Source organism: Marinobacter sp. SS5-14b (assembly GCF_030541005.1).
In the GTDB taxonomy this organism is placed as follows: domain Bacteria; phylum Pseudomonadota; class Gammaproteobacteria; order Pseudomonadales; family Oleiphilaceae; genus Marinobacter.
Window position 1 is genome coordinate 1 of record NZ_JASSVM010000020.1, and the last position, 8,109, is coordinate 8,109.

Sequence of the window (8,109 nt, forward strand, 5' to 3'; positions counted from 1 at the left end):
CGTCAAAAATCTTCGGAAAGGACACCGAACCCACCATGCAGATCTCGCTTATCCGCCGTCTTTCTCTTGCCGCTGCCGTTATGCTTGCCACCGCTGGATGCAGCGCTTATTACGAATACCATGCTAAAGATATGGTCGAGCGCCAGATGGACGCGATGGTGTTTGTCGAGGGCGGCGAATTCATGATGGGAAATCCCGGTGGATGGAGTGTCCGGAGTGATACGTTGCCCGCTCACAGGGTCGTTCTGGATGATTTCCATATTCAGAAATATGAAGTGACACAGGGGGATTTCGAACTTTTTCAAGCGGTAACCGATTATGAGCATTCGGATAAGTTTTACGATGATTACCGGGACGAAAATCCGGACCGCTATGACTCTGAATTACCTGCGGTAGCATCGTGGACCGATGCAGTGGCCTTCTGCCAGTGGGTGGGTGAAATGAGCGACCACCCTGTCACTCTGCCAACCGAGGCGCAGTGGGAATACGCAGCCAGGGCGAGAGGCAAAATGATTCGATATGCCACAGAAAACGGCGAAGCACAGGAAGGTATCACGATGGCAGCCGGTCCCACGCCCCATCGCCGAGATGGGCGACCTTTTGATGAAATTCTGCCAAGCCCACCTGGCACTTTCCCGCCTAACCCTCTTGGGCTCCATGATATGTCCGGGAATGTTGCAGAGTGGGTTCGGGACTATTATCGGGAGGATTATTATGAGAATTCGCCAGTGCAGAATCCCAAAGGCCCTGAAACGGGCTTGGAGCTGACTTTCGAAGGTATAACTGATACCCATCGGGTTCAACGTGGCGGCGACTATCGAGATTTCATTGGAAACACAACCGTTACTCGCCGTAAGGGCGTCCCCAGGCTTAGTGGCGAACAAACGGGCTTCCGCTGCGCCTACTAAATAAGCTAAAACAAATAGAATCAGCCATATACATTTCGAAGCCACTCCTCTGCCTCGACAGACTGCTTTGATTTAAATAGCCGCTGCAACATCAGTTGGGCGTAATTTGTTCTTAAATCGTTAAAATTACCCTTCCCACCGTCATTACCGATACGCTTAAGAACCTCAATAAACTCAAGATGACTGGAAATAGTCTCAAGAATCTTAAGCGCCGCTCCGGGCTCCAGGCATTGGGCAAAAATCTGGGCTTTAAATTCCTCGGAAACCGGCGACGGCGTTGGTAGGGCTTGGTTACGCTTACTTCGTTCATGTTAAGTGTCTACTAGACAATAAGTGGACACCATCCTGACGGCGACAGCGTCAGGCTCAAGATGAGTTTACCGGACGGTTACCACATAGCTGCAGACCTACTCCGCTGTGGCTGATAAGACTATATCCCGAACTTCGGCAGGTAATGGAGTATTGGGGTATCCACCAGAAGTTCTTCGGATCTGGCCCTCGCTTTGGTCACTGTGTCGGAATCCAGATCATTCAAATGGCGATCGATGCTGTATTTAACGGATTGGTCACCTGTTTCACGATGCAAGGCCAAGAGAACTGCCAAGCCTTCGACGGGACGGGCCTCCGGATACTGAAACATTCCCTCTGGCCCCTGCAACAAAATCAAACCGTAGTTGAAAAGCGCTTCGAAATAGTCTGTCTGCCCCAGCAGATCTACCCATTCATTGGCCTCATCAAACCGCCCATCTTCCTTGTACTCCAACGCCAACTTTAACATTGCCTTTGGAAATCCCTGCTCTGCCGAGGTTTTAAGCCACTTGAGTATGTCTGCTCGGCGGCTAGCTTCTGTCCAGTAAAAGCCCATATCCTGCTCCTCGAGCAAGATCGCCAGCCAGTATTGAGAAAACGCGTGACCTCCTTCGGCCGCTCGCTGAATCCAGCCCCAAGCTTCTCCCTTATCGCCAGACACCCGATAAACAGAATAGGCGTCCTTCATTGCGTCAAGGTCACCAGCTTCAGCTTTGGGAAGGACCGAATCCAGCGCACGCTCCAGCCACTCCTCGCGGTCATAGTCACAATTTCGAAGCGTTCCACAGTAGTTGCCTTTGCGAGCAAGCCTCAACATGGCGTAAACGTCTCCACCTTCTGCAGCCTGGCGATAAAACTGTTCAGCCTCTTCCGTGATGTAGGTGTGGTTCCGGCGAAGGATGTTACCTGCGTAATAGGCCGCCTCCACATGTCCTAACTGAGCAGCCTGCTTAAATTTTTCGAAGGCGTTGGGGCTATATTGCTGTTGATAGAGTGTATAACCTTCCTGAAACAAAGCCTCGGACCTATCATCATTCGTCTCGGCTTGGGCGAAGACCGTGATAAAAGCAAATACCAGCCCTACACAGATACGAAATGAAATTAATTTCCGCGTCATTTAGCTTTCGCTCCAAATGTGAATACAGAATTTTTTTCTTAGGCGTCGATACTCTTCGTATCTAACTTCATCTGCAGGAGACAGCCAACCTCTGTTCATAAACTCATCCAGTTTGGCCACATTATTTCGAGCGACCAACAAAAGATCACCGTCAGGCTTTTTGCCATGAATATTCATCCTGGTCACAGACTCTTCAAATTGTCGCTGAATTCGATTAGGAGTAGCTCCGCGGTAGGACTCTGGTTGAATAAGCTCTGACTCACCCATCCAGCGCAAGCACTGTAGGATCGCAATCTGCTGAATTTTCAGCATCTCTTTTTCCGATCGATCATCCTGATCACTCTCGCCTTCGTACTCAGCCGGCTCCGACACTAGGTTATATAGCATCGGCCCAATGGCTTCGGGCTGCAGCCCCATAAACCAGGACTTGTACTCATCCAACGTTACTCTGGGCACATCATCCGAAGGAATGAGCCTGCCTTCCGAGATTTCGATCGCTTCATTAATTCTTACTGCAACAACCCCCGCATTCTCACTGCTGTAAAAATCACTGTAGACCTCTTGCACAAAGTCATAGCTCTGCGCTGCCAGGAACGAGATCTTCAATGCCGTTGAAAGACAGAGGTTCATCAATAGGCTCATATATTGAAAAGCGTCTGAATCAATCCAGTAGATTTGGCGAAAACCGTTCTCGTGGAGCTCTTGCTGCAGCAAGCGCATCCACAGCGGTAGCGTATCGTAGGCCAATTCCACCCCGATAGACGCACCCCCGCCAATGCCGGCAACCACCTTACCTTTACCGTATAACACCAGGCGCTTATTCCTGAGGCCAATCTTGAAATCGACGTCGGCTCCGAGCCCGGCCGAGCTAACCAGTTCTCCAGTCACAAGGCCCACGGTAATCCACTCAGGGACCTCCTCACCCAAAAGCCTCCACGTCTCCTTTTTTCGCAGGCGGTCAGGAATCGCCCACTTTATTTCAGCGCGACCCAGGAGCCCTGCCTGACCGCCGGCGAAGGCATTCAACTTAACGCCTTCAACTCCATTCTCGTATTTTTTACTGTGACCTGTTTTACCATTGCCAGCGTCCGAGCCATTATCCGATTCGATCTCTTCACGATAACGGCCGGTAACGCGTATCCCCTCGCCTTCAACGGCCTCAACACCAAGAGAGTGACTCAGCAAAATCCCAGCGCCGACAAAGCCCCAACATTTAACATCCAGACTACAGTGAAACCGTCCTATTTCCAGATGGCTTTTGCCTGCCTCTGTGTAATACGGAACGGTGATGAGCTTTGCATTCTCCGGTTCGGGCAGCCTCAGGGAAATGATATCCAGCTGCCCTTGACGGTATGTCAGGTTCGCTCCCACAGAAGCGTCTGTCAGCTTATAGGCAGGAACAATTCCCCCCTTCTCGTTCCTTCCGAAGCTTACATCTGGAGACAAACCAGCCTCATTCAACACTTCAACTTTAACGTTATTCTTCAACTCCTCGCCGAGGTCACCAATCATTCCGCTCAGAATCAAGCGAGTAAACTGGCCAGCATAGCTGTCGTCAAAGCCCATCAAATGTCGCTGAGCGTCTGACTTGAAGATGAGACACCGTAGGTGGGCCCCCCATGCATCCATCTCATCCTGACTTTGGAACGCCAGAATTCGCTCTCCCTGCAGCGCGCTAAAGAATCGTTCCGGCACAAAAAGCCCGCTGGCATCAAACCAATACTCACGCAGGGGGTACCTTTTAGCACCGAGGTCGGTCAGGATCTTATCCAGTGCGTCGTCCTGATCAGGTGCTTGCGCCAACTTGATGGAGTTTGCCAGCTCAAAACGCCTTGCAGGCTCTGCCTCACCGTTCGGAATGGTGTTGATGTTCAGATAGTCTTTGCTGCCTGGCAAATTGTCGATGGTGAAGTGTCGAACCGTGGAGCCACCTTTCGGTAAGGAAAACTCCCGAAGTGGGATACCAGGACGAACCAGTGACTTGTGGGGGCTGGGCTTGAATTCCGCCGGATTCCACATGAACATTCGCGCCGGCACCAATGCCTCTGCTCTTTCTTTTGCCTTGCACTTCAGTTGCTCCTGCTGTTCCTGGCAAGCCTCTATACTGGCCTGGAACTTCAGAAGTGCCGGCGCCGGCGCGGGGCCGTTCATTCCGAGCACCCTTAGCCACGCATGGCCATGCTCTTTCATATCCTCAGTCAGGCGTTCAACGTCCCACTCAAGTTGTTTAAAGGTTCCCAGCTCGAGTATCCCGCTCGGAACGTCCCCTTGACCATTAGCTAATGCATACTCAGGGGTAGCAATGCCAATATTCGCCAACTTGAGCACAGCCTCAGAATACTTCAACATTTCACCTTCGAGTGCGTTCAACTCGATAAGGTACGTTTCAAGTTTCTGGACATCCAGCGTTTCCCGCCCCTTCTCGTAGGCTACAAGCTCTCTGTTCAGGCGCATGGCGTTTATAAAGCGGTCAGTTTGGGTGTCATTACCGAGCGTGTCATTCTCAAACGCCTTACGGGCGTCCAGGTAGTCACTAAGGAGATCCTGGATTTTTCTCTGCTCCGGGGAGTACAAATCGCCACCAACCACATCAAAGCCAGCAGCCTTTGCTGCATCCAGGCCCTCTTCCCTAAGGTCTTCCAAGCGCTCCCGACGATCCTCGATCTGGTCGCGGATATCAGCTATTCGATGTTTCAACTCCGCTTTCTCAGTGAACCACTCCGCTTTTAAGGCAAACAGTTTGCGATTAAAAGCTTCATCCCTATCCAACGACCGCACTTTTGCCAGATAGTCCTCTTCAGCTGCCAGAAGATCTTCCTCGAGCCTTTTCAAGGTACGTTCATCGGCCAGGTTTTCATCATGTAGCCGAACCCACTCTTCCTGTTCAGCTGGTAGTAAAAAACTCTGCGCTGTTGCCGGCAGAAAGAGGTTCGTCAGACCGGCTTTTTCAAGCTCGGCTAACCGTTGCCCCGCCGTTTCTTTGGAAGCTGCAGCTTGTAACCGATCTGCGCTCGTCTCGATTTTGTCTAACACGCCCTGAGGAACCAACCAGAAACTGCGCTGGCCCGTAATGTAGATCACCGTGGCAAATGTTTCGTCTTTACACGGCTGAGCTTCGGAGTTTGCCGAAGTCTGGTCAGTTTCAGGGAGTGCAGGCGGTGGTAACTCAGCCCTTTTGACGAGCGTTCTGACATCCTGGTCAATCAACATGCTTACCGTCCTTGTTCACATTCGAGTTGGCTAAGAATCTGAAGTGGCGACCGCTCACTACTCCCAGCAAGTTGCTGCCAATGATCCGATTCCATTAAAGGACCTTCTACCTTAATGGCCATCCGAATCCACCGTTCAAAGTCCACGTGCGTGGACAAACCCGCCGACCTTGCAGCAGTGACCTCATTCACGGCAAATCCTTGGGCGTCCTCAGAAGGAATGTAATCGCTATACGTTTGCGCCATGAACAGAGCAAACCGATGGGATCGAGCGTCATCGATCTGCGCTATCTGCTCGCGTGTTATCGAGAGCGCTCTCGGTGGATTGGAGCTATCGCTTTGCTGCGATGATGCAAATTGCCACCATTGCTGATGGTGATGCCACGCCCACTTACGGCTTGCCCCCAACATTTGCCGATGTTGGCTGGGCGCCAAGACTTCAAACAAAGCACCGAGGGCTCGGGGATCGTAAAAACGGAATATGGATGGTTTACCATCCCGCTGCACGATGATGATTGATCGGAGGTGGTCCGCCATAGTCGCCAATGCCACATCAGGCGCCGAGATCAAGATCCCTAGATATTCAGTCTGATACCGCTCGATCAACGCTTCGCGAAAAGCCGGCGAATGCCTGAGATCAATCAGTATGGGGCCTTTTTTCCAGAGATCTGCTAACTCTGTCTTCTGATATAGGGGCTCCCAAGGGATTTCGGCATTATCGAAATAGCGGTACATCCAGCCTAGCAGCAATCCTTCATCCTTTTGTGCCAGATCCAGAACGGCAAAATCCGCTATTTCTTCTGAGTGCGGTTGCTCCGGAACGATCTCAATCTTATCCATGGGTCATAGCAGTCCATGCTGTTAAATAAAACAAAATATCCCTTTCTGACTTAATGTCATTTTCTCGAGGGTTTCATCATGTAGATCCAACCGTCATGTATCTCCCAAAGCTGACCGTCCAACCCAAATCCGTAAAAATTACTCCCGCGATTAGCACTAATGTCTCCCTCTCGCTGCAGTGGGTAAAGGGCAAACTCCTACGAAGGGTAGGGAATGGAAACATCTCTGACTTCTTGTCCAAAAACCGCCCTGAACATGTTACTTTGTCACTGTCCTAACTAACGGCGAGACAGCCCGCAGAAATCATCCCCACCATAAGGATTAAAGGATACCTGATCACCAATTACCCCAGTCACAAACGACCTTTTCTATGAAGACCCATCTCGGGCAAATACGCCTTTCACGAGACTCTAGCCATGGTCATGAATCATGCACCGTCCTTGGCTATCAGGCTCGCACCCAGACACAAATGTACTGCCAGCTTTGGCGGCGCGAAATAGCGTTCCCTCTGTCAATCCCGCCATGCTTGACGCGACACCCGCTTTTGCTTGCCCAAGGTTTGATGTCGAAACCGACCCAGCAACTCCGTCCTTTCGCGTTACGAGCTGGTCGACCAATGAGGCAGAAGAGCCAGCCGTTGATGACTGCTCAGAGAGCATTTCAGGAATATCAGGAGACTTAACCCCAACCCCACGACCACTCCCAGCCCCACCCCCTGAATTCATCCGCACCAACGGCCCGGAAACCGTCACACCACTCGGATCCACCTTCACAAAGCTGCCACCAGCTTTAAGCGTCACCTCGGCCCCGGCTTCAATCACAATTTTCATACCGGCCTTGTGGTGAATCTCCGTACCGGCTTCCACCAGTTGGTTCTTGCCCTGTTTGCTGTGGTGGCTTCCGTTAACGGTGAGGCTATAGTCCGCTCCAATACTCTCCCGATGCTCGCCATCGGTGGTGTGGTGGCTGTTGCCTTTGGTGTGGCTGAAGCGGTTGTTTTCCACTGTCAGGTGACTGTCGTTCTTGATGACTTCGGTGCGGTTGTTTTCCGTCAGCAGGTCCAGGTCTTTCTGGGCGTGGATGTAGATCTGTTCCTGGTCCGCTTCGTCTTCAAACCTGAGTTCGTTGCTGCCTTCACCCTTGTGGGTTTTGGTTTTCAGGGTGGTTCTTGTTTTGTGTTCCGGCAGCGCATAAGGCGGTGTGTTGGTGGCGTGGTAGGTGCGGCCGGTGATGATGGGCTGGTCCGGGTCGCCGTCAAGGAAGGATACGATGACTTCGTTGCCGATTCTCGGCAGGGCCATGAAGCCGTATTGGCCGCCGGCCCAGCCCTGGGCCACTCTTAGCCAGGCGCTGCTGTGTTCGTCATTTTTCGAGTAGCGGTCCCAGGGGAACCTGACTTTCACGCGGCCGTATTGGTCGCAGTGAATTTCTTCACCCTCGGGGCCGGTGACGATGGCCATTTGCGGGCCGTCCATGGTCGGCTTGTGATCGCACATGGGGCGCCAGGTTTTGTCGGCCGGAATAGCAGTGAACTCGTTGTGGTAGCTGGTGGGTTCACTGCCACCCTCTTCCTGCAAGGCCGTGGGCTGTTTGCCGGTGTGGGTGATGGCGGTGAGCAGCCATTCCCGGTTCAGGGCCTGGCTATCGTGGTCCTGCAGCGTTACTTTGGCGCCGGCGGTAAAGTCGGCCCGGTTGCTTTTGCCTTTGCCAAGGGCCGCGTCGTTTC

General features: G+C 52.2%; 5 protein-coding genes. 1 reads left to right on the top strand and 4 read right to left on the bottom strand.

Annotation, left to right across the window (positions count from 1 at the left end):
- Positions 1–908 (top strand): SUMF1/EgtB/PvdO family nonheme iron enzyme (locus QPL95_RS18165; RefSeq protein ID WP_303292331.1); only part of this gene is annotated, 908 nt, incomplete at its 5' end.
- Positions 909–1,338: 430 nt separating this feature from the next.
- On the opposite strand, the gene QPL95_RS18170 is transcribed toward QPL95_RS18165, so the two are convergent.
- From QPL95_RS18170 to QPL95_RS18185, 4 genes are all read right to left on the bottom strand, one after another.
- Positions 1,339–2,334, bottom strand: coding sequence for a tetratricopeptide repeat protein (locus QPL95_RS18170; protein ID WP_303292332.1), 996 nt, complete (start codon positions 2,332–2,334; stop codon positions 1,339–1,341).
- Positions 2,335–5,544, bottom strand: a complete 3,210-nt coding sequence (locus QPL95_RS18175) for a hypothetical protein (protein ID WP_303292333.1) — start codon at positions 5,542–5,544, stop codon at positions 2,335–2,337.
- 2 nt (positions 5,545–5,546) lie between these two features.
- Complete coding sequence (locus tag QPL95_RS18180) at positions 5,547–6,383, bottom strand: DUF4123 domain-containing protein (RefSeq protein WP_303292334.1); 837 nt, start codon at positions 6,381–6,383, stop codon at positions 5,547–5,549.
- 410 nt (positions 6,384–6,793) lie between these two features.
- A partial coding sequence (locus tag QPL95_RS18185) for a type VI secretion system Vgr family protein (protein WP_303292335.1) occupies positions 6,794–8,109 on the bottom strand: 1,316 nt, incomplete at its 5' end.